The following is a 25,465-nucleotide window of genomic DNA, read 5'->3' on the forward strand; positions in this document are numbered from 1 at the left end:
GAAACACTAGACAGATTTATATGCATTTGCAAATATCATTCCTTATTGAGTTGAAGGATGAAAGCGATGCCCGCAAGCGCGGACGCAGTGATTATCGGCAGCGGCCACAACTCCCTGGCCTGCGCGGCCCATCTGGCCGCCAAGGGCTGGAGCGTTGCCGTTTACGAACGCGCGGGGCAGCCCGGCGGGGCGGTGAAAACGGGGGAGTACACCTTGCCTGGCTTCCGCCACGACTGGGGCGCGATGAACCTGTCGCTCTTTGCAGGCTGCGCTTTTCACAAGGTCTATGGCGAGGAGCTGGCCCGCCACGGCCTTTCCTTTTCCCCCGCGTCCGACTGTTTCGCCTCGGTCTTTCCCGATGGCAGCTGGCTGGGGGTGAGCAATGACGCCGCCGTCACCACCCAACGCATCGCGGCCGAGGATGCCGCCGACGGCGCCGCCTGGGCGGAACTGACAGAGGCCTTCCCGAAACAGGCGGAGACGCTCTTTGGCCTGCTCGGCTCGCCCATCAGCAAACGTGCATTTGCATCCTTGGGCTGGAAGTCCTTCCGCGGCATGGGTGGGGCGGGCATGCTCGACCTCGGCCGCTTCCTCGCCGCCTCGCCGCGGGGCTGGCTGGAGGAGACCTTCCGCGCGCCCAAGGTGCGCGCGCTTCTGGCTGCCTGGGGGATGCACCTGGACTTCGCCCCCGATGTCGCGGGCGGTGCGCTGTTCCCCTACCTCGAAGGCCAGGTGAACCAGGCCTTCGGCATGGTGCTGGGGCAGGGCGGGGCGGATGGGATGATCCGTGCCATGGCTTCGATGATCGAGGCGCGCGGCGGCTCCATCACCTGCAACGCCGAGGTGACCCGTGTCCTGCAGGAGGGCGGCCGGGCCACCGGAGTGGAGCTGGCCAGCGGAGAGGTGGTGCGGGCGAAGAAGGCGGTGATCGCCAATGTCGCGCCCGCGGCACTGCTGCGGCTCACCGGCGGCACGCCGGACAAGCGCTATGACAAGGGGCTCGAGAAATTCGCCCACGCGCCCGGCACGATGATGATCCACCTGGCGATGGACAGCCTGCCGGACTGGGCCGCGGGCGAAGACTTGAAGCGCTTCGCCTACGTCCACATGGCGCCGAGCCTCGACCAGATGGCCGCAACCTACGCGCAGGCCAAGGCGGGGCTTCTGCCCAGCGAGCCGGTGATCGTCTGCGGCCAGCCCACCGCCATTGACCCCTCCCGCGCGCCGGAGGGCAAGCATGTGCTGTGGCTCCAGGTCCGCATGGTGCCGGGTGAGATCGCGGGCGACGCGGCCGGGCAGATCGCGGCGAAGGACTGGGACGACGCGGCGGAGCCAATGGCGGAGCGCGCGCTCGATATCCTCGACCGCTACGCGCCGGGGGTGCGGGCGAAGATCCTCGGCCGCCACGTGGTGACGCCTTCGATGCTGGAGGCCGACAACCCCAACCTCGTCGGCGGCGACCAGGTCTGCGGCAGCCACCACCTCTCGCAGCATTTCATGTTCCGGCCCCTGCGCGGGTTTGCCGATGGCACCACCCCGGTGCGCGATCTCTACCACACCGGGGCCGCGGTCTGGCCCGGGGCAGGAACCGGAGCCGGGGCGGGATACCTGCTCGGGCAGAAACTGGCCGGCGCATAGGGGCAAAAGACCCCGCCAAGCAACAAGCGCCGGCCGCCACCATCAGGGAGAACGAGATGAAACTGACACGACGCACGTTATTGCAGTCCACCGCCGCCGGCGCCGCCCTTGCGGCCAGCGGCCTGCCCACGCTCGCCAACGGGATCGAAGAGCTGGTGATCGCCTACAACGTCAACCTGCCGAGCTGGGACCCGACGGTGGGCCCCTCGGCGGTGAACCCGACGATCCAGGGCCTCTACCAGTCGGTCTTCGACATGTTCATCCACCAGAACCCGGACCTGTCCTTTGATGCGGGCATCATCACGGATTACGGCTGGAACGAGGACAAGTCGCAGATCTGGATGGAGGTGCGCGAGGGCGTCACCTGGCACAACGGCGATCCGCTCACGCCCGAGGATGTGGTCTGGTCGCTGGAACGCGCGGGCGCGCCCGAGACCGGCAACCCGATCCAGTTCATCTGGGGCAAGGTCGGCAACTACGCCATCGACGGCAACCGGGTGACGGCGGATGTGAAGGAATACGAGCCGACGATCTTCAAGTGGATGAGCTTCCTCACCGGCTATGTTCTTCCGAAGAAATACTACGAGGAGGTCGGCGCCGCCGGGTTCGAGGCCAAGCCGGTCGGCACCGGCCCCTACATGGTGGAGAAGTTCGAGCGCAACGCCTTCGTGCGGCTGAAGGCCAACGACAACTATTGGGGCGGCGCGCCCGAGTTCAAATCGGTGACCATCAAGTTCGTCACCGACGCCGCCAGCCGCGTCGCCGAGGTGGAATCCGGCAACGCCCATGTGACCCTGGAGATGCCCTACGAGGAGTTCGACCGCCTGAAGGGCAAGGCAGGGATCGAGGGCACCGCCGCGCCGGTCTCCGATATCGGCATGATCTTCATCAACGATGTCGAGGCGATGACCGATCCCAACGTGCGCAAGGCGATGGCCCATGCGATCGACAAGCAGCTGATCATCGACCGCCTGCTGTCGGGCTATGGCGTGGCCATCGACACGCTGCAGACGCCGGATTACTCGGCCTTCGACGGCTCGATCAAGGTGGCCTACGATCCGGAGAAGGCCAAGGAACTGCTCGCCGCCTCCGGCTACGGGCCGGACAACCCGGTCAAGTTCACCATCCAGACCACCCGCGGCTTCAAGCCCAAGGATTACGAGATCATCCAGGCCATCGTCGGCCTCTGGCGCAAGGTCGGGATCGAGGCGGAGATCGAGGTCTACGAGATCGCCAAACACTACGAACTGCGCGCCGCCGACACGCTGGCACCGGCGGCCTTTTACAACTGGGGCAACGCCATCGGCGATCCGGCGACGTCCACCGGCTTTGCCATGTTCGGCCCCTCGCCGCATGCGGTCTGGGACGGGGAGGAGCTGATGCAGAAGATCATCCCCCTTTGGGGCGAGCCGGACGAGGAGAAGCGCATCGCAGGCTGGAAGGACGTCGACCGCCACATCGCCGAAAACGCGCTGGTGATCCCGCTGCTGCAGTATGTTCAGCCGATCCTGCACAGCGACGCGGTGAAAGTGACGCCGCATGCCTCCGGCGCGCTGCTGCCGCATCTGATGACGCGGGCCTGACGCAGAGAGCGCACACCGGGATAGGGCCGGACCCCTGGCCTGTCCTGGCCGCGGGGGCGGCGGCAGCGATGCCAGCCCCCCGCGGCCCTTTTTGACGAACCGACAAAATCAAGGGCACGGAAATGCAGATCCTGCGCCGAATACTCATCCGGCTGGCCGCCTCCCTGGTGACCTTGGCCGGCGCTGCCGTGATTGTCTTCGTGGTGATCCGCGTGGTGCCGGGCAACCCGGTTGCCATGATGCTGCCGCCCGGCGCCACCGCCGAGGACATCCAGCGGCTGCAAGAGCTCTACGGGCTCGACAAATCCATCTTCCAGCAGTTCCTGATCTGGCTCGGCGGCGTGCTGCAGGGCGATTTCGGCACCTCGATCTCGCTGCGCCAGCCGGTGGCGGAGCTGGTGCTCGGCCGGCTGCCCGCGACGCTGGAGCTGTCGGTGATGGCGCTGGTGATCGCGGTGATTTTGGGCGGCGCGATGGCGCTCACCGCAACGCTCTGGCGCGGCACCAGGACCGAGGGCGCCATCGACGTTGCGGGCGGCATGGCGCTTTCGGTGCCGGATTTCCTCTGGGGGCTGGTGCTGATCCTGCTGTTCGGGGTGCTCTGGCCGCTGTTCCACATCTCGGGCCGGATTTCGCCGGCGCAAGGCTTCGAGTTCCACACAAACTTCTACCTCTGGGAAAGCCTTGTCCGCCTGCGCTTCGCCGTCTGGGCTGACATCGTGGCCCATATGTTCATGCCCGCGCTGGCGCTGGCCATTCCGCTGGCGGCGATCATCTCCCAGCTCCTGAAACAATCGCTGAAGGAAACCATGCACCTCGACTACGTGACGCTTGCCCGCACCAAGGGCTATTCCGAGACCAGCATAATCCTGCGCGAGGCGCTGCCCAATGCGATCCTGCCGACGCTGACGCTGATCGGGGTGCAGTTCACCTTCCTGATCGGCGGCACGGTCATCATCGAGCGGCTGTTCTCTTACGAGGGCCTCGGCAACATGGCGATCGACGCGGTGATCAACCGCGACCTGCCGCTGATCCAGGGCATCGTGATCCTGTTTGCGCTCCTGTTCACCGTCGTGAACTTTCTGGTCGACATGACCTACGCCGCCCTGAACCCGAGGCTGCGCCATGCGTGACGCACGGGGAGAGATCCGCCGCCTGCCGGGCCCGCGGCTGTGGCTTGCGGGCGGCTGGCTGGCAATTCTGGTGCTGGCGGCGCTGCTCGCGCCCTGGATCAGCCCGCACGATCCGCTGGCGCAGGACCTGTTCGCGGGCCGCCTGCCGCCGGTGTGGGAGGCGGGTGCCGATCCGAATTACCTTTTGGGCACCGACAGCCTCGGCCGCGACGTGCTGAGCCGCATCCTGCATGGCGCGCGCCTTGCGCTGGGCATTGCGCTCATCGCGGGCACGCTAACCTGCCTGATCGGCGCCACGCTGGGGCTCATCGCGGGCTACTACGGCGGCTGGGTGGACCTTGCCGTGTCGCGGCTGGTCGATATCTGGATGGCCTTCCCGCCGGTGCTGTTTGCGATCCTGCTGATCGCGGTCCTCGGCACCGGCATGACCTCCATCATCATCGCCATCGTGGTGATCGACTGGACCCGCTTTGCCCGCGTGGTCCGGGCCGAGGCGATGGGCCAGGCGCAGATGGACTATGTCGCCTCCGCGCAAGTGGCAGGCCGCAGCCGCTTCGGCACGGTATTGGCCGAGATCCTGCCCAACGTGCTGCCCGCCATCGTGGCCCTGCTGACGCTGGAGATGGGCATCGCCGTGATCGTCGAGGCGATCCTGAGCTTCGTGAACCTCTCGGTCTCCACCGACGCGCCGACCTGGGGCGGGATGATCGCCGAGGGCCGCGCCTCGGTGCATCAGGCCTGGTGGGTGCTGGTGTTCCCGCTGGCGGCCCTGTTTCTCACCGTCCTCAGCTTCTCCCAGCTTGGCGAGGGGCTGAAGGACCATTTCGACCCGGTGCTGCGATGAGTTACTTGAGCATTGAAAACCTCGACGTGCGGCTGCGCACCGGCGTGCCGGTGCTGCGCGGCGTGTCATTGAGCGTGGCGGCGGGAGAATCCCGCGCGCTGGTGGGGGAAAGCGGCGCGGGCAAGTCGATGATCGGCAAGTCGGTTCTGGGCATCCTGCCGCGCGCGCTTCAGGTCACGGGCGGGCGCATCCTGCTGGACGGGGAGGACCTGCAGGCGCTGCCGCCCCGCACACGGCGCCAGCGCATCGGCGCCAAGGTGGCGCTGATCCCGCAGGACCCGCTCACCGCGCTCAACCCCTCGCGCCGCATCGGCCCGCAGATCACCAGCCGCCTGGTCGATATCCTCGGCTGGTCCCGCAAGGCCGCCGAGGCGCGCGCGCTGGAGCTTCTGGAGGAGGTGCAGATCCACGAGCCCGCCCGCGTGATGCGCGCCTATCCGCATGAGCTCTCGGGCGGCATGCGCCAGCGCATCCTGATCGCCGCTGCCTTTGCCGCGGAGCCGAAGCTCATCATCGCCGACGAGCCGACCACCGCGCTTGATGTGACGGTGCAGAAGCAGATCCTGCGGCTGATCCGCCAGATGCAGGAGCGCCACGGCACCGCTCTTCTGTTCGTGACCCATGACCTCGGCGTGGTCTCCAAGGTCTGCCAGACGATGAGCGTGCTTTATGCGGGCAAGGTGGTGGAGGACACCGGCGTGCGCGAATTCTTCCGCCAGCCGGTCCATCCCTATTCCGCGGCGCTTCTGGCCGCGACCCCGAAATACACGGACCCGGAGGGCAGCCTCACCCCGGTGCCACCCGGCGTGATTGCCGCGGTGGAGGCAGAGGTCGCCCTCAGCGACCGCAGGCGGGAGGCCGCGGAATGAGCGAGGTGATCTACGATGTGCGCGATCTGCGCCTGAGCTTCCCGGACATCTCGAAGAAGCCTTTACTGGGCCCGGCGCCGCGGGTGGACGTGCTGAAGGGCCTCAGCTTCCAGATCCCGAAGGGCGAGGTGCTGGGCATCGTCGGCGGCTCCGGCTCGGGCAAGTCAACACTCGGCCGTGCGCTGGTGCGGCTGATCGAACCCGACAGCGGCGGCATCACCTTCGAGGGCCGCGATATTACCCACGCAAGCGAGGATACCCTGCGCCCGCTGCGCGCGCGGTTCCAGATGATCTTCCAGGACCCGATGTCCTCGCTCAATCCGCGGCGGCAGGTCGGCGGTATCATCGCGGGGCCCTTGCGGGTGCAGGGCAGGGACAACATCCCAGCCCGGGTGCGCGAGGCGCTGGATATGGTGGGCCTGCCGCAAAGCTTCGCCAGCCGCTACCCGCATGAGCTCTCGGGCGGCCAGCGCCAGCGCGTCGGTATCGCCCGCGCCATCGCACTCAGACCGGAGTTCATCCTCGCCGATGAGATCGTCTCGGGCCTCGACGTGTCGAGCCAGGCGCAGGTGCTGAACCTGCTGGAGGAGCTGGTGCGCGAGCTCGGGCTGACGCTGGCCTTCATCAGCCATGACCTTTCGGTAATCCGGCGGCTGTGCAGCCGGATCTTGGTGCTCTACCGCGGCGAAATCGTGGAGAACGCGGAGACGGCCGCGCTGTTTGCCGCGCCTGAAGCCGCTTACACCCGCGAGCTGTTGTCAGCGATCCCCCTGCCGGACCCGGAACAGGACTGGGCTTGACGTCTGATTGCGGAGCCTAGTCTGATTGTTTCAGATGAGTGTAGTGGTGGCCTGGCTGTGCTTGGCTAGCGGTGTTGCTGCGTGTCAAGTGGGTGTTCTGCAAAATGTCGTTCCGCAGGCGGGGCATCCAAGACTGAGGTTGGGACTCTAGGCGCCGGTTTGGTTGAGAGCTTGTTACAGTTCTACCGAGCTCGCACAGATGGCCAAGATGCCTTTTGGAAGAAGGGGGCCGGGCTTAGTTGCTCAAGTCCCTCGCCCAACCTTTTTGATTTTCTACTGCCATGGAGGCTTGTCTAAGGCGTCCAGTTGGGGACGTCATATCGCAGGATTAGACCATGGAGTTCAGCGCGTCCATCCATACAGAACCCTTTGTGACACGTTCAGAAGGATACGACTGTCGTTCTCCCCTTCGACGTGTACTGGGCACTTGGTGAAGCAGCTTTTGAACCTTATGTTGGCATCGTTGGGCACACCGTTGGCTACGTGCTGCGCGGACGATCTAAGGCCTTTGCACCGCCAGGGCCATTAGCGTAACAGCTAGGTGATGGAAGACGCAACGCTGAATGAGTTGAGTGGTTCAATAGCGGCTCTGATGATGTGACCGCCCTCCGACGGCATCGGTGTGCCAAGGTGGTTCTGCGATGATCCACAAAGGAGGACGGTCACATCATCAAAGCAGAGGTATGAGCACCAGGCTGCACGCCATCTGTAACGGTCAGGGCAATCCGCCAGACTTGTCCGTTTCCGCCGAGCAGGGCAGTGACAACACCGGCGCGAGGTGCTGCGCAGTGTTACCACAAGACAGGCACAGAGCATACCAACGATTGGCAAACTGCTTTTCGTAGCTGTAGACCGACCCCACCTGTCTCGCGCGAGGTGGAACTGCAGTCAGATCTTCTAGTGCGCTCTGCCAGCGAGTGGTGGTCGCGGCGTCAATCAATGTGGCTCCTTGGGGCACGTGGTCCGTCAGCCCATCGACGTTGTTGACAAGCAGCCTGCGGCCCGCCACCAGGGTTTCAATGGCCACGAGCCCGTAGGCTTCCCATCGCGACGGCATCACCACGGCGTCGAGCCCGGCCATCGCGGCCACCGGGTCGGCGGCAAAGCCTTTGAAATGAATGCGCGGATCACCGGCGGCAAGTTCGCGGAGCAGGGTTTCCTCGCCGCCTTGACCATGGATGTGAAAGGCAACGGCAGGGTTTCGGGTGGCGCGGAAGGCCTTGATCAGCACGTCGAAACCCTTCTGCGGCTCCAGCCGTCCGATGGCGCCGATGGTCCTGACTGGGCCCACTGGCGGCGCAAGCGCGCGGAACGCGGACAGATCAACGCAGGACGGAATCACATGCAAAGCGGCAGGCCGTACGAAGCCCTCGGACTTCAGCCACTCGCCCTGCGCGGTGCTGACCGCAACGACATCATGGAACATCGCGTAGGACGCCCTGAGGAGCGCGCCGAAGCGACGTTTCCGCCGGACATTCAGAGCCGTGAAACTGCGGGTGTAGCTGTGTTCGACGTGAATGAACCGGGCCCTGGGGTTCAAGGTACGCAGAGCCGCCAGCACCGGCATGAGACGCCAGCTAATCGCCAGATGCGAGATGACCACATCTGCCTTCAGATGCCCTGCCGACAGGCTGTTCCGCTTTATCTCCAGCAGGCTGTGCTCGGCGTCGCGGGTCAGGTCGGGAGCCGTCATCATGTGGTCGATCACCCGCATCACACCGCCTGCGGTGGTGTCATCAACCAGGTGCGTGACGCGAACAGCCTTCATGATGGGACCTCCGTCCGGCTGCGCCGGGCAGCCAGGTCCATGGTTCGGCGCAAGACCCTCGGCCCGGTGAGGGCAAGCAGCGCGGTGGCCGCTAGGGTTGTTACAGATTTCAGCGGCTCCTCCCAAAGGGGGCGGAGGGAGCAGGCGAGCCACGCCTTGGCAAGTTGCACAGAACGGCGGCTGTCCAGACCGCTGATAGCCCGGCGGTTGAGATAGCGTAGCTGGTAGGCCCGCGCGGTTTTCTCCTGCTGCGCGAAAAATTGCGGGTTGATGGGGGCAAGCTTGCGCACCATCCGCTCCCACGCGGCGAGCTGGCGATCGGTCGCGGCAGACAGCCCGCCGGAGTGAACCCGGTAGCGTGTCAGCAGGCCCGGGATCCCCTCAAACGCCCAGTTGGTGGTCAGGGCAATGCGCAGCCAGCATTCAATGTCCTCGGACTGGCGGAAGGTTTCGTCGAAATACCAGTCGCGCTCAGTCTCGGTTTGGGGCCGAAAGGCGATCTCGTCCAGCACCGCGCGCCGGATCACGGCGGCGGAGCCGTTGCCGATCGGGTTGCGTTTGAAGATGTGCTTGGCATCGATGTTCTGCAGCCGTGGCCGCTGCGCCTGACCTGTCAGCGCGCCATCCTCTGTCATGAAGGCCGATCCGGCATAGCTGATCCCCACCAAGGGGCTGGCCGCCAGATGGCAGATGTGGCGGGCCAGCTTTTCCGGCTCCCACAGATCATCCGCATCGCAAAAGGCCACCACACCGCCCTGGGCGCAGGCAATGCCCATGTTGCGCGCGCCGGCAAGGCCGCGGTTTTTCTGGTGCACCACGCGAAAACGCGGATCGTTGCAGAAACGAGCCGCCACCGCGGCGGTCGCATCCGTGGAGCCATCATCGACCACGATGACCTCGAACTCTGCGCATGTCTGCGCCTGCAGGGAGGTTAGCGTTTCAGCGAGGGTCTTCTCGGCGTTGAAAGCGGGAACGATAATCGATGTGAACAGCATGAATTTATAGCTCCGGGAGTTAACGGGAGAACAGGGTGCGGCGCAGCGGTCCGGGCAGGAACGGCGCTAGAACTGCCCCGGCCAAGGTCAGCCCGCCCCTGCGGAACGGAGAGAAGAAACCACGGGGGCTTTGCAGAATGCCAAGAACCGTTTGCTTGAGCGCATAGGTCCGCCCTGCATTGAGGCGCAGTGAACGGCGGGCCAGATACCGGTGGTGAATCGCATGAGAGGCGGCGCTGGGGACAACGCCAAAGCCTGCGGCGGTTGCAATCGCCTGCTGGCGGCCCGCCCGCATCGCATCGAGGTCCGTGGACAAACCGCCGACAGAGGTGCGGTAGTAGGTGTGCAGGCTGTTGGCTCCCGTCACCCGGGCACCACCGCCGACCAGGCGGATCAGCCACTCGAGATCCTCGTTATGGACCATGGCCTCGTCGAAGCCGCCGCTGGCCGTGAAGACTCGGCGAAGCACGGCAAAATTGGACATGGTGCAAACCGGGTTTTCCGCCAGCAGCATGGCGATGCTCAGATCCTGCGGGGGCACTGTCGAAAACACGCTGGCGTCTGCCGGGCTGGCGCGGAAGAAACCGATCTGGCCATAGGCTCCATCGACGGCGCCTTGCCGGAAGATCGCACGGAGCTGCGCAAGTTTCTGTGGGTGCCAGATGTCATCCGCATCGCAGAACGCGATCACCGCGCCGCGGGCGTGCGCCATCGCGCCGAAGTTGCGGGCGGCACTGGGGCCCTTGCCGGGGTTTTGCACCAGCTGGATCCGGGCATCAGTGGCGGCGGCGGCGCGGACCAGGGTGCAAGTCGCATCGGTGGAGCCGTCATCGACCACGATCGCCTCCCAATCGGCGCAGGTTTGCGCCTGAAGCCCGGCCAGGGTGTCCCGGATCGTGGCAGCGGCGTTGAAGCTGGGAATGACGATGGAGAAATAGGACATGTCTCAAACCTCTGCGGTGCGGTGGCGGAAGGCCATGGAAAGGGTCGGCAGCGATGCCAGGGTCATCATCAGCGCGGCAACGGTGGCATAACCGATGGCGACGGCTGTCAGCCCGTAGGGGGCAAGCAGGCAGGTGTTCAGGATCAGCGCGCCGGTGGTGGCAAGCGTGACCCGGAATTCCTGGCCGGGTCTGCCGTTTGCGCGCAGCCAGCCGGCGGTGGCGGACCACAGGGTGGTCGGAATTGCGACCAGGCAGAGGATGGACACCACGCCCTCGATGCCTGACCAGCCGTTGCCGAATAGAACCGGGACGTAGAGCGGGGCCAGCAGCGACTGCGCAATGACGGCCGGGGCAATGATCCCGATCGCCAGAAGCACGCTTTGGCGCAGTGCCTGCAGCTTGTTAGCGCTGGCGCAGAGATGCGGAAACAGAACGGTCGAGAAGGCCACGGTAAAGGAGTTGGACAGGCTGAGCCCGGCGTTGAAGGCCATGAAATAGAGGCCGAGCGTTTCGGCTCCCATCAACGCGCCGACGATGACCTTGTCCGCCTGCAGACGCAGCGCCTTGACCAGCTCAACGCCCAGCACCGCCCAGCCATAGGACAGGAACGGGCGCAGCGGCGCATAGCCTTGGGAGGGGTCCGGGCGCCAGGGATGCAGGCGGCGCATGGCAACCAGCCAGACCGGTGCCGTCAGCAGGCGCGGCAGTACCAGCACCAGCGCGGAGGGCCAAATCAGCGCCAGCACCACCGACATCAGGTTCGACGCCACGATCTGCGTGCCCGAAATGGCCGCCGTCTGGCGCAGCTTACCGGCCCGCATGGCAAGACCTGCCTGCACCAGGCCTGCGGGCATGAACAGGTATTCGCCGGCCAGAATGAGGATCAGCGCAAGCAGCATCGCGCTGCCGCCGCTGGCATACAGCACCAGCCCCGCCAGCGACTGAAGCAGGAACAACCCGACGCACCAGACCCAGAAAATGCGGTGCGCGGTGGCGCAGGTCTGTTGCAGCTGCGCCGCCGGGGCCGCGATGATCTTTTGAATGACACCGTTTTCTGTCAGCGATTTAACGATATCGGCCGCCGCCAGCGCAGCCGCGGCAATGCCGATCTGGTCCAGATCAAGTGTGCGCGCCACCGCGATCACGACCAGCAACCGCGAAGCCTTGGCCGCAGCCTCGGACGCGCCGTAGGCAAAGAGGTTCTTTGCGAAAGAGGGGAGTTGCAGGGTGCGAGGCATCGGGACCTGTCCATGGGGGCTGTTGGACCAAGTGTTACCGACGTCCGCTCCGGCTGTCCCTCGCGCCCCGGGACAGGGCAATGGTGCAACAGAACTGCGCCATATCCGAACGGATAGCGCCGCGATATCAACACCCTCTCGACCGCTGTGACCGAATTCCGTATCACCGGTACAACCGCAGTGATCCGGCGAGCAGTTGAATGATGAAGCCCCTCAAAAATGGAACGGCAATTCTGGCGGTCTTGTCTTTGAGCAGCTGCGCGCAGATCGATCCGCCCGACAATCTGGAGCCGATTGCCTCTGGCGACGGGTATCAGGCGCAATACCGCGAACCGCATGTGTCCCGCAACGCGGCAGGCTTTTTGCAGTCCCGCGCCATGAACGAGGCCCGCTGTCGGCCGCCCGGTGGCGACACGGGTGGCAAAGGCGCCGGCACGGCGCAGGCGGCGCTGGCCGGGGAACGCTTTACCCGCAATGATCTGGTCAACGTGCGCGTCGGCGAGGATGAGACCTTCAACGGCGATTACGTGATATCCCGGGACGGCACGCTCAAACTGCCCTTCCTGCCGCCGGTCCGCGCGCAGGGCCGTACCGCGGCCCAGATCGAGGATGACATCGCCGCAAAGCTGCTCGCCGAAGATTTTTACGCGGAACGCCCGCGTTTGTCGGTCCGGGCCGCTGATTTCGCCTCGGTCACGGTGGGGGTTTCAGGCGCCGTTTTTGAACCCAAGGCGGTGGAAATCGGCGGCGTGCCCGGCGATCAGGTGGACTCGCGCCGACAGGGCGCCTTGGGGGCCTCGACCGAGGCGCGCAACCTGTCTGCCGCCTTGCGTGCGGCAGGCGGCGTGCGCCCTGACGCCGATGTTTCCGCGATTGAGGTGCGGCGTGGCAGCAGCGTTTACCGGCTGGATATGCGCGGGGTCTTCGAAGGCCAGAATGCCGTCGATATCATGTTGCTGACCGGCGACGAAGTGAACGTACCCAGCCGCGGATGTTTCCAGGAAGATCTGATGCGGCCCAGTCCCATCAGCCCGCCGGGCGTGACTTTGTTCCTGTCGAACCTGACCCAACCTGCGACCGGCAATGCGATCTCTGCCATCGGGCGCGAGGTGCGCGAGTTTCCGTATGGTACGCGCTATCTGCAGGCCGTGGTGGATACCAACTGCGTCGGTGGCGCCCGGGCCACCAGTGCTCATCGCTCTTCAGTTCTGTTTTCCCGCAATCCGGTCACCCAGGTGTCGGTCGTCATCGAGCGGAACATCGAAGACTTGCTGCGGCGGGCTGACAGGGACGATTATGACCCTTTCCTCCTGCCTGGAGACGCCATCGCCTGCTATGACAGCACCATCACCAACATCGGGGAACTCGGTCGCCTGATCGGTGCCTTCAAATACTGAGCCTGGTTCGGCCCGGATCGGGGTGGCGATACCGGGCTTGGCGGAGCGGGGCGGGGGCAGCCCATCATTCGCGGTGTCGTTCAGCAACGCTGCGGTTGAAGCGCGAGCAGCTCAGACGGATACCCCCAGAGTTTAAGCATCGGCCCCGCGATCAGGCTGCCTGGGGAACCGGAGCAACCCGCGCGGCAAGAAAGTCAGACAGGTCATGGGCCAGTTCCGCGCGATCCAGCGCAAAGGCCGCAGTCGCCTGCACAAACCCCTGCACGCTGCCGCAATCGAACCGTTCGCCATCGAACCGGAAGCCCGTAACCCCCGCGGCGGGAAGATCGGCGTTCATGGCATCGGTCAGCTGCAGCTCTCCGCCCGCGCCGGGCTCAATTGCAGCCAGGGCCGCAAAAATCGAAGGCTCCAGAATGTAGCGACCGACGACGGCATGCGTGGATGGTGCCCGTGCAGGATCCGGTTTTTCAACCATCGCACGGGCGCGGGTGAGCTTTCCGGTCTCTTGCGCAACATCAAGGATGCCGTAGGAGGAGGTCTGTTCGCGCGCCACCTTCATCGTGGCCACCATGTGCCCCCGGTTCAGTGCATGGGCTGTCACCATCTGGCTCAGCGCGCCGCGCGGCGCGCGGATCACATCATCCGGCAGCAGCACCGCGAAGGGTTCGTCTCCGACCAGGCGCGCAGCCAGCCCCACCGCATGCCCCAGACCCAAGGGATTGCTTTGGCGCACAAAAGACAGGGCGCCTTCGGGCAGGCGAGTCCGTGCGATGGCCTCCAGCGCGTCGGTCTTGCCCCGTGCCTCCAGCGTGTTTTCAAGGGCGGCGGCGGTGTCAAAGTAGTCCTCCAGTGCGCCCTTGCCTGCGGCGGTAACAAAGATGAATTCTTCGATCCCGGCCTCCCGCGCCTCGTCCACCGCGTATTGGATCAGCGGGCGGTCCACCAGCGGCAGCATTTCCTTGGGAATGGATTTGGTGGCGGGCAGAAAGCGGGTTCCCATGCCGGCAACCGGGAATACGGCTTTGCGGATATGCGTCATTGCGTGTCTCCTGTGTTTGGGGATCAGTAGGCGCCGCGGCCGGACACAACCGCGCCAAAGGTTCTGAGGATCAGCTGCAGGTTCAGCCTGAGCGAGCGGGCCTTGATGTAGCCGAGGTCCATCTCGATCATTTCCTTGAAGCCGACAGAGGCCCGGCCGGACACTTGCCACACACCGGTGATGCCGGGTTTGACTTTCAGGCGGCCGAGGGCGCGGGGCGGGTAGTCTGCAACCTCGCTCGGCAGGGCCGGGCGCGGCCCGACGATGGACATCTCGCCGCGCAGCACGTTGAAAAGCTGCGGCAGCTCATCAATCGAAGTGCGGCGCAACCAGCGTCCCACACGGGTGATCCGCGGATCCTGGCGGGATTTGAAGCAAAGCCCGTCCCGGTCCGAGGCGTGCAGGACCTCCGCGCGCCGGGTTTCGGCGTCTGCCGTCATCGAGCGGAACTTGAACATGGTGAACGTTCTGCCGTTCAGCCCCACCCGTGTCTGTTTGAAAAGCGCAGGGCCCCGGCTGTCCGCCCTGACCGCCAGCGCAGCCGCCAACAGCAGCGGCGTCAGCATCAACAGCGCCAGCACCGATACCGTGATGTCGAGACAGCGCTGCTGCAGGTTGGTCAGTTGCTTGCGCCGCAGTGCGGTCAAACCGGCATGGGCCAGAAAGCTGGCATTGCCGACCAGGTAGCGGCGGGCCATCCGGCGCGGTTCCATCGCCAGCCGCCAGACCCATTCCATGCGGGCGGCCCTGACGACCTTCGGTGCCCGCGCAACGGAGCCGGAGAGGAAGTCGAACAGCGCGCCGACGCCAAGGGTCAGGTCGGCCTTCAGGTGAGCGGCATTGCGGTGCAGCCACAGCTCCTGCATCGGGACGCCAAGCGCGACCAGCACGATGTCGGCGCCGCTTGCGTTGATTGCGGCAATTGCCGCATCGCTGTCCTGCGCGCCCTCGTACCCGTCGCGGGTGCCAGCGATGCACAGACCCGGGATATCTCGGAGCAGCCGTGCCGCCGCGGCATCCGCAACACCTGGCCGCCCGCCGAACAGGTAGACCGATTTGCCCATGGCCGCCGCCCGCTGCAACAGCTGCGGCACGAAGTCGGTTCCATTCAGATTTGCCGTCAGCGCGTGGCCGGTAAACTTTGCCGCCAGCTCTACCCCGATGCCGTCGGGCAGCAGGAGATCCGCCCCGGCAACGGCCTCTGCATAGTGGGGATCACGGCGGTGAATGTTGCAGCAATGCGCATTCATGAAGAACACCCGCCGCCGCCCCGGTGACAGCAGCTTGGCCGCAGCCCTGCTTGCGCTGGCGTCAACCAATTCGAGGCCGAGCGCCGGGAGGTAAACCGTCTGCAGGCGGCGGGATTTGACTGCCAGGCCCGCACCGAACTTCGAGGGAGAATATGCAAGTGTCATCTGCTAAGTCCTTGAGCTGTCGTTGGTTGCTCTCAGGCTGTTGCAGATGCTGGCGCCTCTCAACCGAGCGGGCGGACAGGTTCGGGCCTCTTTGGTATCCCCGGCTTGCCTTGCGGCTTTCAAAGTTATCCGCCCGGATCGGAAAATACCCGAAGGCCTGCCAAGCCGAGCGGAACAGAGGGCGTTTCCTCCGCGTCGGCAGCAGTGGTCCTACTCCATTGGGTAGCCGCGACTACGGATGTGCAGCGGGTTAGCCGGGCGCGTCGGCGCAGCGGCCGTGCCGCCGCGTTAGTCTCTGCTCGAAGGAGACTGACATGCTGCAGAAAATTGCCGGAAAACTTGAAGCGCCGCGCCGGTTCTGGCGCCGCCTGTCCCTGCGGCGCATCATCGTCGGCGGACGGCTTGGCGACACCAGTCGCCTGCGCCGATACCTTGCATTCTTCCTGCTGGGGCTGGCGCTGATCTGGGCGCCGATCAACGGCTATCTTCGGACCGCACCGCTTGCCTTCAAATCTCATGCCTCGCTGATCCTGCCCGGATCCGGGGCCTCGGCCTCGATGAACCTCAACGGCATCGGCCAGGCGTCCTCCTACGCCAATTCCGCCTTTGCCAGCAACTCCGTCAGCCCCACCGAAACCTACAAGCGCCTGATCGGCGCCGACCGCATCCTTGCGGCGGCTGCCGAGGCCATGGGACTGAACCGCCGGGATTTCGGCAAGCCGCGGATCCGGCTGGTGGATCAGACCAGTCTCATTCACGTCGAAATGACGGGCCCCAGCGCCGAAAATGCGCAGAAGCGCGCGGATGCCCTGCTGCGGGCCTTCTTCGATGAGCTGGACGCGCTGCGCAAGGATGAACAGGCCACCCGCGAGGACAGCGGTCTGGCCGCCATCGAGGACTACCAGCGTTCCGTGGCACTCACGCGGTTCGACATCGAGAAACTGCAAATGTCCTCGGGGCTGCTGTCAGGGGATGAGTTTGACGCGATGGTCGAAGATACCCGTGAACTGGAAGGCCGGGTCGAGGATCTATCCGGCGTGCTCGGGGAGAAGACGCAGAGCGTCGCCGCGCTTGAACGCACGCTTGGCATTCCTGCCGCCGCCGCGGCTGCGACCCTGAAGCTCTATGCCGATGCTGATTTCCTCGCGCTGATCGAGGAAAGCGGTGCCCATGCGGCTAAACTGGCTGAGGCCCGCGCCTCTTATGGAGAGGGGCATCCGAAAGTTCAAACCGCGCGCGCCGCCCAGGCTGCGGCTGAACGCGGCGCGATGGCACGGGCCGTGGCCGTCACCGGTATTGGCCGACAGAAGCTGGCCTTGCTCGATCTGGCTCCGGACGGCGCGCGCGCGGAACTGCTGGCCGAGCTTGTGCGCATGGATGCGGAGCGCCTCGGCACGGCGCGGCAGCATCAGACCCTGGTACAGCGGCTGGTGACGGAGCGGGAGCGCCTGCAGCAGCTGTCCGCCAGCGCGGCGCGGCTGAAGGATCTGCAACGCGACTTTTCCGTTGCCGAAGCAGTGTTTGCCTCGGCCATCGCGCGTGCCCAATCGACGAAATCAGATGTCTACGCCTCCTACCCGCTGGTTCAGGTGCTTGAAAACCCGTCGCTTCCCGAGCGCCCGTCGTCGCCCGACCGCAAGCTCGCCATTGCCGCCGGGGCGGCAGCGACCTTCATGTTGTTGATCGCGCTGGTGCTGGGCTGGATCCGGTCCGCGGTGATCGGCCGTCTGCTGGCCACACCCGAGGCGGCCGCAGCATGACCCCGCAGAACCCGGCAGAGCGGATGATCTACCGCACCATGGCGCTGACATGGCCCTTCTACGCTGTTGGCGCGCTCTACGTTGTCGGCCCGGTTCTGGCCTGGGTCCTGGGCGCGCTGGCGGTGCTGGCATTGTACCTTGGCCCGGCGTTTCGGTCCGACCTGCGTGCAGCCGGTCCGGTTCCGCTGCTGGTCTGGGCCTGGATCATCGGCATGGCGGTCATGCTGGTTGCACTGTGGATCGGGCATCTCGACTGGGGGCTTGGCCTCAAGAAGACCATCAAGTCCTCGATCGGCTGGGCCAAGGGCTGGGCGCTGCTGGCGCTGTTCCCATTGGTCGGCGCGGTACTGCCGATCCGCCGCGAGGTCCTGATCCGGGGGCAGTGTGTGATCGGGGCCTGGACGCTGGCACTGGCCCCGCTTCTGCTGGCAGCGCCTTACCTTGGGCTGCCGGAACGCATCTTCACCTCACCGCTTAAGGCGGTTGGCGGACCGGGGCCGGAGTATTTCAGCGTTTACCTCTTCACCTATGACCCGGCCAGCTGGACACCGCGCTGGCAATTCTACGCGCCCTGGTCGCCCTTCGCGGCTCTCTTGGGCGTCATCATGGTGTTGTTTGCGCTGGAGGAGAAGAACCGCAAATGGATGCTGGCGGGCGTCGCGGCAGGCATATTGATGATCCTCGCGTCCAAGTCGCGCATGGGGCTGGTGGGGCTGGTGGCCTGTACCGTGGCCCCGCGCATGCTGCCGCTGATCCTGCGTGGCTGGGCCTGGCATGTGACGGCAGCGCTGACCGCATCCCTGGCGATCACCGGCGGAACCTTGGCGGCGCTGGCAACAGATGCCGTGGCCGCGTTCAAGGGCGCCCGCGCCGACAGTACCCGGGTCCGCGAAACGCTTCAGCGGATCGCCAGCGAGCGCTGGCAGACCGACGCCTTCTGGTTCGGCCACGGCACGGTCCAGCCGGGCTCCCATGCGGTGGAATACATGCCTATCGGCAGCCACCACACCTGGTTCGGATTGCTGTTCGTGAAGGGCGTTGTCGGCTTTGCAGCCTTTCTGGTGCCTCTGGTCTGGCACATCGCATTTGTTATGACGGATGCGGCAAAGCACGCGCGTGGCCGTCTGCCGCTGGGCATCCTCATGACCATGGTGCTGCTTTCCTTCGGCGAAAACATCGAAATCGAAGCTTACATGCTCTGGCCGGGTCTGATCCTCCTTGGCGTGCATCTTCGCGAGGTCCGGATGGTTGAAGTCAGCGACGGTTCTGCAAAGACCGGGGCGCGTGTGGGGCCTTCTGGTGCGGTCTGCCAACCGTGAAGGCTGCTTCGGCTCAGGAACTTAATCCCTGGCTGAGGTGATCCAGTAACAGCCGAACTTTTGGCGATAGGTGACGGTTATGGGGGTAGATCGCCCATATGCCGTCATCGGGAGCGCGGTATCGTTCCAGCACCGGGACCAATTCGGCCGCCTTGATCCGGTCTTGCACGTAGTAGTCCGGCAACTGGATGATACCGATCCCCTTCAGCGCCGCATCAACCAGCGCCCAGCCGCTGTTGCAGCGGAGGCTGCCAGTGACACGGATGTGGCGGGGTTTGCCGTGCTCGTGAAAGCGCCAGAAATCCAGCGTTCCCTGGAGGCAGTTGTGCTGGTCCAGCTCGGACAGCGTTTGGGGCGTGCCCCGCTGTGACAGATAGCCCGGTGAGGCGCAGACGTAATGCGCGCGCGACGCCAGCCGTTTGGCCATCATCGTGCTGTCTTCAAGCTCCCCGAGACGGATCGCCAAGTCAAAGCGCTCGGCCACCAGATCGAGCCTTCGGTTGGTCAGTGTCAGGTTCACTTCCAGATCGGGGTATTGGACGGCGAAGTCGTTGATCAACGGCGCGATCCGATTTTCCCCGTAGGTCACCGGCGCGGTCAGCTTGAGGCGGCCCCTGGGGGTCTGGTGCAAGTCGGTGACCGCGCGCTCGGCCTCGGCCAGCCCGTCAAGCACCTGCCGACAGTGGTTGTAGTAGATCTGCCCGGTCTCGGTGATCGATACCTTGCGTGTCGTGCGGTAGAACAGCTTGACCGCCAGCCGGGCTTCCAGCGCGCCGACCTGACGGCTGACCTGCGCGGTGGAGATCCCCAACCGGTCTGCGGCTGCGGTGAAGCTGCCGGCCTCGGCCACCGCCACGAATTCAGTGACCCCTTCCCAGCTGAACATCCCGGTTCCTTTCACGACCTGTGCGATATGCCTGCGCACACTATTACCATGTTGTAATAGTCATTTGCAAAACGAGGCAATTAACCTCCTGAGGAAATAGACTACATCGCCGCCATCGCAACCGAACCCGGCGGCAAGCCGGGAAACCAATCGTTCCAATTGCAAGGCGAACCCCTATGACCGACATCATCAAATCCAAGGCTGCCGTTGCCTGGGGCCCGAAACAGCCGCTCTCCATTGAAGAAATCGACGTGATGCCGCCGCAGGCCGGAGAGGTCCGCGTGCGCATCATCGCAACGGGCGTCTGCCACACCGACGCCTTCACCTTGTCGGGTGACGACCCGGAAGGCATCTTTCCCGCCGTGCTCGGCCACGAAGGCGGCGGCATTGTTGAATCCATCGGCGAAGGCGTGACCAGCGTTGCCGTCGGCGACCACGTCATCCCGCTCTACACGCCGGAATGCGGCGAGTGCAAATTCTGCAAATCCGGCAAGACCAACCTGTGCCAGAAGATCCGCGAGACCCAAGGCAAGGGTCTGATGCCGGACGGTACCACCCGCTTTTACAAGGATGGTGAGCCGATCTTTCACTACATGGGCTGTTCGACTTTCTCGGAATACACCGTGCTGCCGGAAATATCGCTCGCCAAGGTGAACCCAGCAGCGCCGCTGGAGGAGGTCTGCCTGCTGGGGTGCGGCGTGACCACTGGCATGGGGGCGGTGATGAACACCGCCAAGGTCGAAGAAGGCGCGACCGTGGCGATCTTTGGCATGGGTGGCATCGGCCTGTCGGCGGTGATTGGCGCAACGATGGCCAAGGCCAGCCGGATCATCGTGATCGACATCAATGAGAGCAAATTCGACCTCGCCCGCAAGCTGGGCGCGACCGATTTCATCAATCCCAACGACTATGACAAGCCGATCCAGGACGTGATCGTCGAGTTGACGGACGGTGGCGTCGACTATTCCTTTGAGTGCATCGGCAATGTGAACGTAATGCGCTCGGCGCTGGAGTGCTGCCACAAGGGGTGGGGCGAATCCGTGGTGATCGGTGTCGCTGGTGCCGGTCAGGAGATCTCTACCCGTCCATTCCAGCTGGTCACCGGCCGGGTCTGGCGCGGATCGGCCTTTGGCGGCGTCAAGGGCCGGTCGGAGCTGCCCGACTACGTCGAACGTTACCTGCAGGGCGAATTCCAGCTGAATGATTTCATCACCCACACCATGGGCCTTGATGACATCAACACGGCGTTTGATTTGATGCACGAAGGCAAGAGCATCCGCACGGTCATCCACTTCGACAAGTAACCCGACTGAACCTTCAGGGCTGCGCCGACATCGGCGCAGCCAGCCTTACGCCGTTTCGCAGACACTCTGTGACCTGCAGGGACGAGAACTTGTTGCAAGAAGCGGGCGCAAGGCACCTGGTATCGGACACCAGACCGGCACCCGGTTGCCAACTGTTGCCAAGGCTACGCGCGACCGCCAATCCCCCGGCGGGCACATCCGGTCAGCCAACTTCCGACAGTTGCGCGCGGATGCGGTCGGCCGTTTGGGCGAGCGCCGTGTCACCGGGGCTCGGGGGCAGGGAAAACGCTTCGATCCCCTCTTCGAGATACCGCGCCGAGGACACATCGTGGCGGTGAAACATCGGCACCACATGGGCATGCGCGTGCGGCACATGGATACCGGTGTAGAAAAACGAAACCCGCTCGACCTCCCATTCCCGTTTCATCGCTCGCGCCAGCCGCTGACCAACGGCCATGATCCGCGCCGCGGTGAGTTCTGGCAGATCTTCGAACCAGCGGCAGTGCTGCTTGGGAATGATCAGCGCATGACCTTCACGGATCGGATGGAGATCGAGAAACGCAATTACCAGATCGTCCTCGAAAAGCTTGTGCGCGGGCAATTCGGCGTTGGCAATCTGGCAGAAGATACATGTGTCGGCCATCCAAGCCCCCTTGTTAAACGCCATCGGATCACGCTGCGGAAGATCTGCGCCAGCGCAGTGGTCTGGCTTGATTGGTAGAGCATGGCCAGTCTCAGGTCTATCGGGAGGACAGGTTTCGGCGCCGAAGGGCGATGGCGCAGGCTGAGCAGGGAGCGCTGACTGACGCAGGGCTGCTTTCATTCTTCGATCCGAACTTGACCCTCGCGCAGGCCGAACAGGAATTCATCGTCAAGAAATGGTGCTGGTTGACGCTCTTTTAGGCAAAACCTGCAACTGCCGGAGACGCAGCAGCATCTGGTTCCTCCCGTCTTTTCCGGGGCAATAGTGCCGCAACAGGCGCCCGGCGCGCAGCAGCAGACCCAAGGCAGCATGATGTCCATCCTCTTGATCCACACCGGCGGCACCATTGGCATGGAGCAGACCGAACACGGCTTTGCGCCCCGGATCGGCATCGTCGAGGATGCGGTGGCGGAGCTGACTGCAAGCGGACAGGCCGAAGGGCCGGTCGAGGTGCTGCGGCTGGATCCGCTGATCGATTCCGCGCAGGCCACGCCGGACGACTGGCGGCGGGTGGCGCGCAGCATTCATCAGGCGGCTGAGGCGCATGATGCCTTTGTGGTCACCCACGGCACCGATACGCTCGCCTATACCGCCGCGGCACTGTGCCTGTCGCTGGCGGGCCTGCGCAAGCCGGTGATCGTGACAGGCGCGATGCTGCCGCTGACGGTTGCGGGCAGCGACGGGCTGGACAACCTGACCGCGGCGCTGTTGGCAGCGCGGACGGCGCCGCCGGGGGTGTGGGTGCAGTTCGGTGGGCAGCTTCTGCATGGCGCACGGGTGCGCAAATCCCATTCCACGGCCTTTGACGCCTTTGAGGCCGCGCCCAGCGACGTGCCGCCGCTGCTGCCGTCACGCCAACCCGCATTGAACGACGTGCGCGCCCATAAGGTCGGCATCCTTTCGGTCGCCCCCGGCTGCTGTGTGGAATTGTTTGCGCATGCGGCGGCGGCCTGTGACGGGCTGGTGCTGCGATGCTACGGGTCCGGCACCGCCCCCGACACGCTGGCGATGCGCAGGGCGCTGCAGGCGGCCCATGACCGCGGGGTGCCGGTGCTGGCGGTCAGCCAGTGCCCCGAAGGCGGCATGCGGCTGGGCACCTATGCCGCGGGCAAGGTGCTGCAGGATACCGGCGTGGTCGACGGGCGTGACATGAGCCCGGAAATGGCCTTTGCCAAGATGCAGTTCGCGCTGAGTCTGTCCGGTGACTTTGACAGTCGCCGCGACTTCCTTGGCAGCAACCAATGCGGTGAAATGCTCGGCACTCCGGGCTGAGTTGAAACAAACCCCGCCCCCGCTACCTGACGCTGATACGGCGCCGGTCCGCTCGACCGGTGTGGGGCAAATCAAGGCCAGGCCGGGCATCCGCCTGGCGTCTGTGCATCAATTGCGGAGAATCCGCACAACTGAGGGACAAGTATCATGGAATTTCTGGAGTTAATCTTCGGCAAGATCGGAGACCTGACATGGGGCTGGTCGCTGATCCCGATCCTGGTGATCTTCGGCTGCTTCATCACAATCGCAACCGGCTTTGTCCAGGTCGAGTTCTTCGGACGCATGTTCCGGGTGCTTTCGAACAAGAACAACACCGACGACTCCAGCCGTATCTCCGCGCGTGAGGCGCTGCTGGTTTCGGTCGGCGGACGCGTCGGCGGCGGCAATATCGCTGGGGTGGCTGTGGCCATCACGCTTGGCGGGCCGGGCGCGGTGTTCTGGATGTGGGCAATTGCGCTGGTGGGCATGGCGACCAGCCTCGTCGAATGCTCGCTTGCGCAGCTGTTCAAGCGCAAGACTGGCGAAAAGACCTACCGTGGCGGCCCCGCCCGCGCCATCATCCACGGTCTCGGCCAGGAGTACCGCTGGCTGGCGGTGGTCTACGCGGTCTGCCTGATCGCGGCTTTCGGCCTCGGCTTCAACGCCTTCCAGGGCAACACCGTCGCGGGCGCGGTTCAGGACAGCCTCGGCATTGACCGGCTGTGGACCGGGATCTGCCTTGCAGTCATTTCCGGCGTCATCATCTTCGGCGGCATCCATCGCATTGCCAAGGCCTCCGATGTGGTGGTCCCGATCATGGCAATCGGCTATCTGCTGATGGCGCTGGTGGTGATTGTCATCAATATCACCAGCCTGCCGGGCGTGCTCTATGACATCGTCACCAATGCCTTCGGCCTGCAGGAAGCTGTCGGCGGTGGCATGGGCGCCGCAATCGCACAAGGTCTGCGCCGGGGCTTGTTCTCGAACGAAGCGGGCCTGGGCTCGGCGCCCAACGTTGCAGCGACAGCCGAGGTACGCCACCCGATCAGCCAGGGCATCACGCAGTCCTTCTCGGTCTTCATCGACACCATCGTCATCTGCTCCTGCACCGCTTTCGTCATCCTGCTGGGCGATGTTTACGTGCCCGGCGCCGAAGGTATCGACGGTGTCGCGCTGACCCAGCAAAGCATGGTTTCGCATCTTGGCGAATGGGCGCAGTACTTCCTGACCGGTGCCATCCTTCTGTTCGCCTTCTCGTCGATCATCTACAACTACTACCTCGGCGAAAACGCGATGACGGTGCTGACCAAGAACCCGGCGGGTATCCTGGTGCTGCGGATCGCCATCATCGGCATCGTCTTCCTGGGTGCCACGGCGCCGGGCGCCACCGCGGTGTTCTTCTTCTCTGATCCGATGATGGGCATCCTTGCGCTGGTCAACCTGCTGGCAATCATGATGCTGTTCCCGGTGGCGATGCGCCTCCTGCGCGACTTCCGCCGCCAGCTGAAAGCCGGGGTCGAGCGCCCGGTGCTGAACCCCGACGATTTTGCCGATCTCGATATCGACCGCGAAGCGTGGAAGGTTCCGGCGTCGTGATAGCTGCCGCGCCTTAAAGCGCAGCATGAATACCCCGGATCAGGCCGCGGCGCGATGCTGCGGCCTGTTCCATGTCCGGCGCCGGGCGCCATTTGCAAAGCGGGGCTTTTGCAGTACAATTTGCCGCAACGCTTCAAACAAACCGGCTAGGCAGGCGGGCGATTGTCGAGAGAACTTCCGGAAAACCTGCGCCTGCTGTGCAGCTATTACCCCTCGATCGCCGAGGTGTGTCGCAAGCTCGGGGCGAACCGTTCACAATTCAACCGTTACCTCAGCGGGCAGACCCAGCCTTCGCTGCGGCTGATGCGCAAGATCTGCGACTTCTTCGGCGTCGAAGAGGCCGAGCTGCTGATGCCGCATGCGCAGTTCAAGGAGCTGATCCGGCTGAAACCGCAGAGCGGCGGCGCGGAAATCGAACGCAACCAGCTGCGCAATGAAGCCGAGGGTATCCTGCAGGCGTCCATTCCCCAGCTCGAAGCCTATGCGGGGTTCTACTTCACCTACTACAACTCGATGTCGAACCCGGGAAAGATCCTGAAGGGCCTGACCAAGATCTACCGCACCCCCTACAGCATGAACATCAAGACGCTGGAGGTGATCGGGCGGCGGGGCCATGGCGGCTTTACCTGCAAGTATCAGGGCAGCTGCTACATGCTCGGGGACCGGCTGTTCATCACCGCGCTGGAGACGCTGACCCGCAACGAGGCGATCCAGATCATCCTCTACCCCAGCTATACCAACCGCATCCGCTACCTCGGCGGTATCATGTCGGGGGTCTCGGCCCATGCCACCCGCGCCCCGGCGGCCACGCGGATCGCGATGGAATTTCTGGGCAGGCGTATTGATCTGCGCCGGTCACTGGCGTTGTGCGGGCTGTTCGATCCGGGCAGCTCAGAGCTGCCCGACGCGGTGGAGCGGATAATTTCCGGCCACAGCGACCCGGCATCGCATCTGTTGATGGCGACGCCGGGCTGAGTGAGGCC

21 protein-coding genes are annotated in these 25,465 nt (G+C 64.6%); 13 read left to right on the plus strand and 8 right to left on the minus strand.

The annotated features are described in order from the left end of the window. Positions 1–66: 66 nt before the first annotated feature. From ACZ52D_RS19255 to ACZ52D_RS19280, 6 genes are all read left to right on the plus strand, one after another. Positions 67–1,638, plus strand: coding sequence for a phytoene desaturase family protein (locus ACZ52D_RS19255; protein WP_464443712.1), 1,572 nt, complete (start codon positions 67–69; stop codon positions 1,636–1,638). A gap of 56 nt (positions 1,639–1,694) precedes the next feature. After that, a complete protein-coding gene (locus ACZ52D_RS19260) occupies positions 1,695–3,221 on the plus strand; it encodes an ABC transporter substrate-binding protein (RefSeq protein ID WP_464443713.1) in 1,527 nt (508 codons plus the stop codon). A gap of 122 nt (positions 3,222–3,343) precedes the next feature. Then, entirely contained in the window at positions 3,344–4,354 is a 1,011-nt protein-coding gene (locus ACZ52D_RS19265) for an ABC transporter permease (protein ID WP_464443714.1), read from the plus strand. Continuing rightward, positions 4,347–5,198, plus strand: coding sequence for an ABC transporter permease (locus ACZ52D_RS19270; protein ID WP_464443715.1), 852 nt, complete (start codon positions 4,347–4,349; stop codon positions 5,196–5,198). Before ACZ52D_RS19265 ends, ACZ52D_RS19270 begins: the two co-directional genes overlap by 8 nt. Beyond that, on the plus strand, positions 5,195–6,067 hold the full coding sequence (locus ACZ52D_RS19275) for an ABC transporter ATP-binding protein (protein ID WP_464443716.1): 873 nt from the start codon (positions 5,195–5,197) through the stop codon (positions 6,065–6,067). Before ACZ52D_RS19270 ends, ACZ52D_RS19275 begins: the two co-directional genes overlap by 4 nt. Then, positions 6,064–6,867, plus strand: a complete 804-nt coding sequence (locus ACZ52D_RS19280) for an ATP-binding cassette domain-containing protein (protein WP_464443717.1) — start codon at positions 6,064–6,066, stop codon at positions 6,865–6,867. The genes ACZ52D_RS19275 and ACZ52D_RS19280 overlap by 4 nt, the downstream gene beginning before the upstream one ends. 715 nt (positions 6,868–7,582) lie before the next feature. Here the strand turns inward: ACZ52D_RS19280 and ACZ52D_RS19285 are convergent. Genes ACZ52D_RS19285 through ACZ52D_RS19300 form a run of 4 tightly spaced genes read right to left on the minus strand, consistent with a single transcriptional unit; the run spans position 7,583 to position 11,812 of the window. Continuing rightward, positions 7,583–8,581 carry a glycosyltransferase gene (locus tag ACZ52D_RS19285; RefSeq protein WP_464443718.1) on the minus strand — a complete coding sequence of 333 codons (999 nt, stop codon included), beginning with the start codon at positions 8,579–8,581 and terminating at the stop codon, positions 7,583–7,585. A 50-nt stretch (positions 8,582–8,631) separates the two neighbouring features. Then, on the minus strand, positions 8,632–9,630 hold the full coding sequence (locus tag ACZ52D_RS19290; protein ID WP_464443719.1) for a glycosyltransferase family 2 protein: 999 nt from the start codon (positions 9,628–9,630) through the stop codon (positions 8,632–8,634). 19 nt (positions 9,631–9,649) lie between these two features. Further along, entirely contained in the window at positions 9,650–10,573 is a 924-nt protein-coding gene (locus ACZ52D_RS19295; protein WP_464443720.1) for a glycosyltransferase family 2 protein, read from the minus strand. A gap of 3 nt (positions 10,574–10,576) precedes the next feature. After that, entirely contained in the window at positions 10,577–11,812 is a 1,236-nt protein-coding gene (locus ACZ52D_RS19300; protein ID WP_464443721.1) for an oligosaccharide flippase family protein, read from the minus strand. 200 nt (positions 11,813–12,012) lie between these two features. Here ACZ52D_RS19300 and ACZ52D_RS19305 point away from each other — a divergent pair, with 200 nt between their 5' ends. Then, on the plus strand, positions 12,013–13,209 hold the full coding sequence (locus tag ACZ52D_RS19305; protein WP_464443722.1) for a polysaccharide biosynthesis/export family protein: 1,197 nt from the start codon (positions 12,013–12,015) through the stop codon (positions 13,207–13,209). 151 nt (positions 13,210–13,360) lie between these two features. Here the strand turns inward: ACZ52D_RS19305 and ACZ52D_RS19310 are convergent, their stop codons facing one another. Together ACZ52D_RS19310 and ACZ52D_RS19315 are read right to left on the minus strand one after the other, a co-directional pair. Continuing rightward, a complete protein-coding gene (locus ACZ52D_RS19310; protein ID WP_464443723.1) occupies positions 13,361–14,248 on the minus strand; it encodes a UTP--glucose-1-phosphate uridylyltransferase in 888 nt (295 codons plus the stop codon). Between the two features lie 23 nt (positions 14,249–14,271). Further along, positions 14,272–15,663 carry a WecB/TagA/CpsF family glycosyltransferase gene (locus ACZ52D_RS19315; protein ID WP_464443724.1) on the minus strand — a complete coding sequence of 464 codons (1,392 nt, stop codon included), beginning with the start codon at positions 15,661–15,663 and terminating at the stop codon, positions 14,272–14,274. Between the two features lie 314 nt (positions 15,664–15,977). Here ACZ52D_RS19315 and ACZ52D_RS19320 point away from each other — a divergent pair, with 314 nt between their 5' ends. Together ACZ52D_RS19320 and ACZ52D_RS19325 are read left to right on the plus strand one after the other, a co-directional pair. Next, positions 15,978–17,423 carry a GumC domain-containing protein gene (locus tag ACZ52D_RS19320; RefSeq protein WP_464443725.1) on the plus strand — a complete coding sequence of 482 codons (1,446 nt, stop codon included), beginning with the start codon at positions 15,978–15,980 and terminating at the stop codon, positions 17,421–17,423. Beyond that, positions 17,420–18,742, plus strand: coding sequence for an O-antigen ligase family protein (locus tag ACZ52D_RS19325; RefSeq protein ID WP_464443726.1), 1,323 nt, complete (start codon positions 17,420–17,422; stop codon positions 18,740–18,742). The genes ACZ52D_RS19320 and ACZ52D_RS19325 overlap by 4 nt, the downstream gene beginning before the upstream one ends. 13 nt (positions 18,743–18,755) lie before the next feature. Here ACZ52D_RS19325 and ACZ52D_RS19330 read toward each other — a convergent pair whose 3' ends face one another. Beyond that, positions 18,756–19,628 (minus strand): LysR family transcriptional regulator, encoded by an 873-nt coding sequence (locus ACZ52D_RS19330; protein ID WP_464443727.1) that lies wholly within the window; start codon positions 19,626–19,628, stop codon positions 18,756–18,758. Positions 19,629–19,804: 176 nt separating this feature from the next. Here ACZ52D_RS19330 and ACZ52D_RS19335 point away from each other — a divergent pair, with 176 nt between their 5' ends. After that, positions 19,805–20,932 carry an S-(hydroxymethyl)glutathione dehydrogenase/class III alcohol dehydrogenase gene (locus ACZ52D_RS19335; RefSeq protein ID WP_464443728.1) on the plus strand — a complete coding sequence of 376 codons (1,128 nt, stop codon included), beginning with the start codon at positions 19,805–19,807 and terminating at the stop codon, positions 20,930–20,932. Positions 20,933–21,134: 202 nt separating this feature from the next. On the opposite strand, the gene ACZ52D_RS19340 is transcribed toward ACZ52D_RS19335, so the two are convergent. After that, positions 21,135–21,575 (minus strand): HIT family protein, encoded by a 441-nt coding sequence (locus tag ACZ52D_RS19340; RefSeq protein WP_464443729.1) that lies wholly within the window; start codon positions 21,573–21,575, stop codon positions 21,135–21,137. Positions 21,576–21,947: 372 nt separating this feature from the next. On the opposite strand from ACZ52D_RS19340, the gene ACZ52D_RS19345 reads away from it, so the two are divergent. The 3 genes from ACZ52D_RS19345 to ACZ52D_RS19355 all read left to right on the plus strand — a co-directional run bounded on the left by ACZ52D_RS19345 (position 21,948) and on the right by ACZ52D_RS19355 (position 25,457). Continuing rightward, a complete protein-coding gene (locus ACZ52D_RS19345) occupies positions 21,948–22,907 on the plus strand; it encodes an asparaginase (protein WP_464443730.1) in 960 nt (319 codons plus the stop codon). A gap of 147 nt (positions 22,908–23,054) precedes the next feature. Continuing rightward, positions 23,055–24,482, plus strand: a complete 1,428-nt coding sequence (locus ACZ52D_RS19350; RefSeq protein ID WP_222456038.1) for an alanine/glycine:cation symporter family protein — start codon at positions 23,055–23,057, stop codon at positions 24,480–24,482. A gap of 162 nt (positions 24,483–24,644) precedes the next feature. Continuing rightward, on the plus strand, positions 24,645–25,457 hold the full coding sequence (locus ACZ52D_RS19355; protein ID WP_464443731.1) for a helix-turn-helix domain-containing protein: 813 nt from the start codon (positions 24,645–24,647) through the stop codon (positions 25,455–25,457). Positions 25,458–25,465: the final 8 nt, after the last annotated feature.

The sequence above is a fragment of the Leisingera sp. S2M4 genome, assembly GCF_055398055.1.

Coding starts and splice junctions, on each gene's coding strand:
- ACZ52D_RS19330 (WP_464443727.1), bottom strand. CDS start 19,628: ATGTTCAGCTGGGAAGGGGTCACTGAATTCGTGGCGGTGGCCGAGGCC.
- ACZ52D_RS19290 (WP_464443719.1), bottom strand. CDS start 9,630: ATGCTGTTCACATCGATTATCGTTCCCGCTTTCAACGCCGAGAAGACC.
- ACZ52D_RS19320 (WP_464443725.1), top strand. CDS start 15,978: ATGCTGCAGAAAATTGCCGGAAAACTTGAAGCGCCGCGCCGGTTCTGG.
- ACZ52D_RS19255 (WP_464443712.1), top strand. CDS start 67: ATGCCCGCAAGCGCGGACGCAGTGATTATCGGCAGCGGCCACAACTCC.
- ACZ52D_RS19260 (WP_464443713.1), top strand. CDS start 1,695: ATGAAACTGACACGACGCACGTTATTGCAGTCCACCGCCGCCGGCGCC.
- ACZ52D_RS19340 (WP_464443729.1), bottom strand. CDS start 21,575: ATGGCCGACACATGTATCTTCTGCCAGATTGCCAACGCCGAATTGCCC.
- ACZ52D_RS19270 (WP_464443715.1), top strand. CDS start 4,347: ATGCGTGACGCACGGGGAGAGATCCGCCGCCTGCCGGGCCCGCGGCTG.
- ACZ52D_RS19280 (WP_464443717.1), top strand. CDS start 6,064: ATGAGCGAGGTGATCTACGATGTGCGCGATCTGCGCCTGAGCTTCCCG.
- ACZ52D_RS19345 (WP_464443730.1), top strand. CDS start 21,948: ATGTCCATCCTCTTGATCCACACCGGCGGCACCATTGGCATGGAGCAG.
- ACZ52D_RS19350 (WP_222456038.1), top strand. CDS start 23,055: ATGGAATTTCTGGAGTTAATCTTCGGCAAGATCGGAGACCTGACATGG.
- ACZ52D_RS19310 (WP_464443723.1), bottom strand. CDS start 14,248: ATGACGCATATCCGCAAAGCCGTATTCCCGGTTGCCGGCATGGGAACC.
- ACZ52D_RS19295 (WP_464443720.1), bottom strand. CDS start 10,573: ATGTCCTATTTCTCCATCGTCATTCCCAGCTTCAACGCCGCTGCCACG.
- ACZ52D_RS19265 (WP_464443714.1), top strand. CDS start 3,344: ATGCAGATCCTGCGCCGAATACTCATCCGGCTGGCCGCCTCCCTGGTG.
- ACZ52D_RS19275 (WP_464443716.1), top strand. CDS start 5,195: ATGAGTTACTTGAGCATTGAAAACCTCGACGTGCGGCTGCGCACCGGC.
- ACZ52D_RS19325 (WP_464443726.1), top strand. CDS start 17,420: ATGACCCCGCAGAACCCGGCAGAGCGGATGATCTACCGCACCATGGCG.
- ACZ52D_RS19300 (WP_464443721.1), bottom strand. CDS start 11,812: ATGCCTCGCACCCTGCAACTCCCCTCTTTCGCAAAGAACCTCTTTGCC.
- ACZ52D_RS19315 (WP_464443724.1), bottom strand. CDS start 15,663: ATGACACTTGCATATTCTCCCTCGAAGTTCGGTGCGGGCCTGGCAGTC.
- ACZ52D_RS19305 (WP_464443722.1), top strand. CDS start 12,013: ATGATGAAGCCCCTCAAAAATGGAACGGCAATTCTGGCGGTCTTGTCT.
- ACZ52D_RS19285 (WP_464443718.1), bottom strand. CDS start 8,581: ATGCGGGTGATCGACCACATGATGACGGCTCCCGACCTGACCCGCGAC.
- ACZ52D_RS19335 (WP_464443728.1), top strand. CDS start 19,805: ATGACCGACATCATCAAATCCAAGGCTGCCGTTGCCTGGGGCCCGAAA.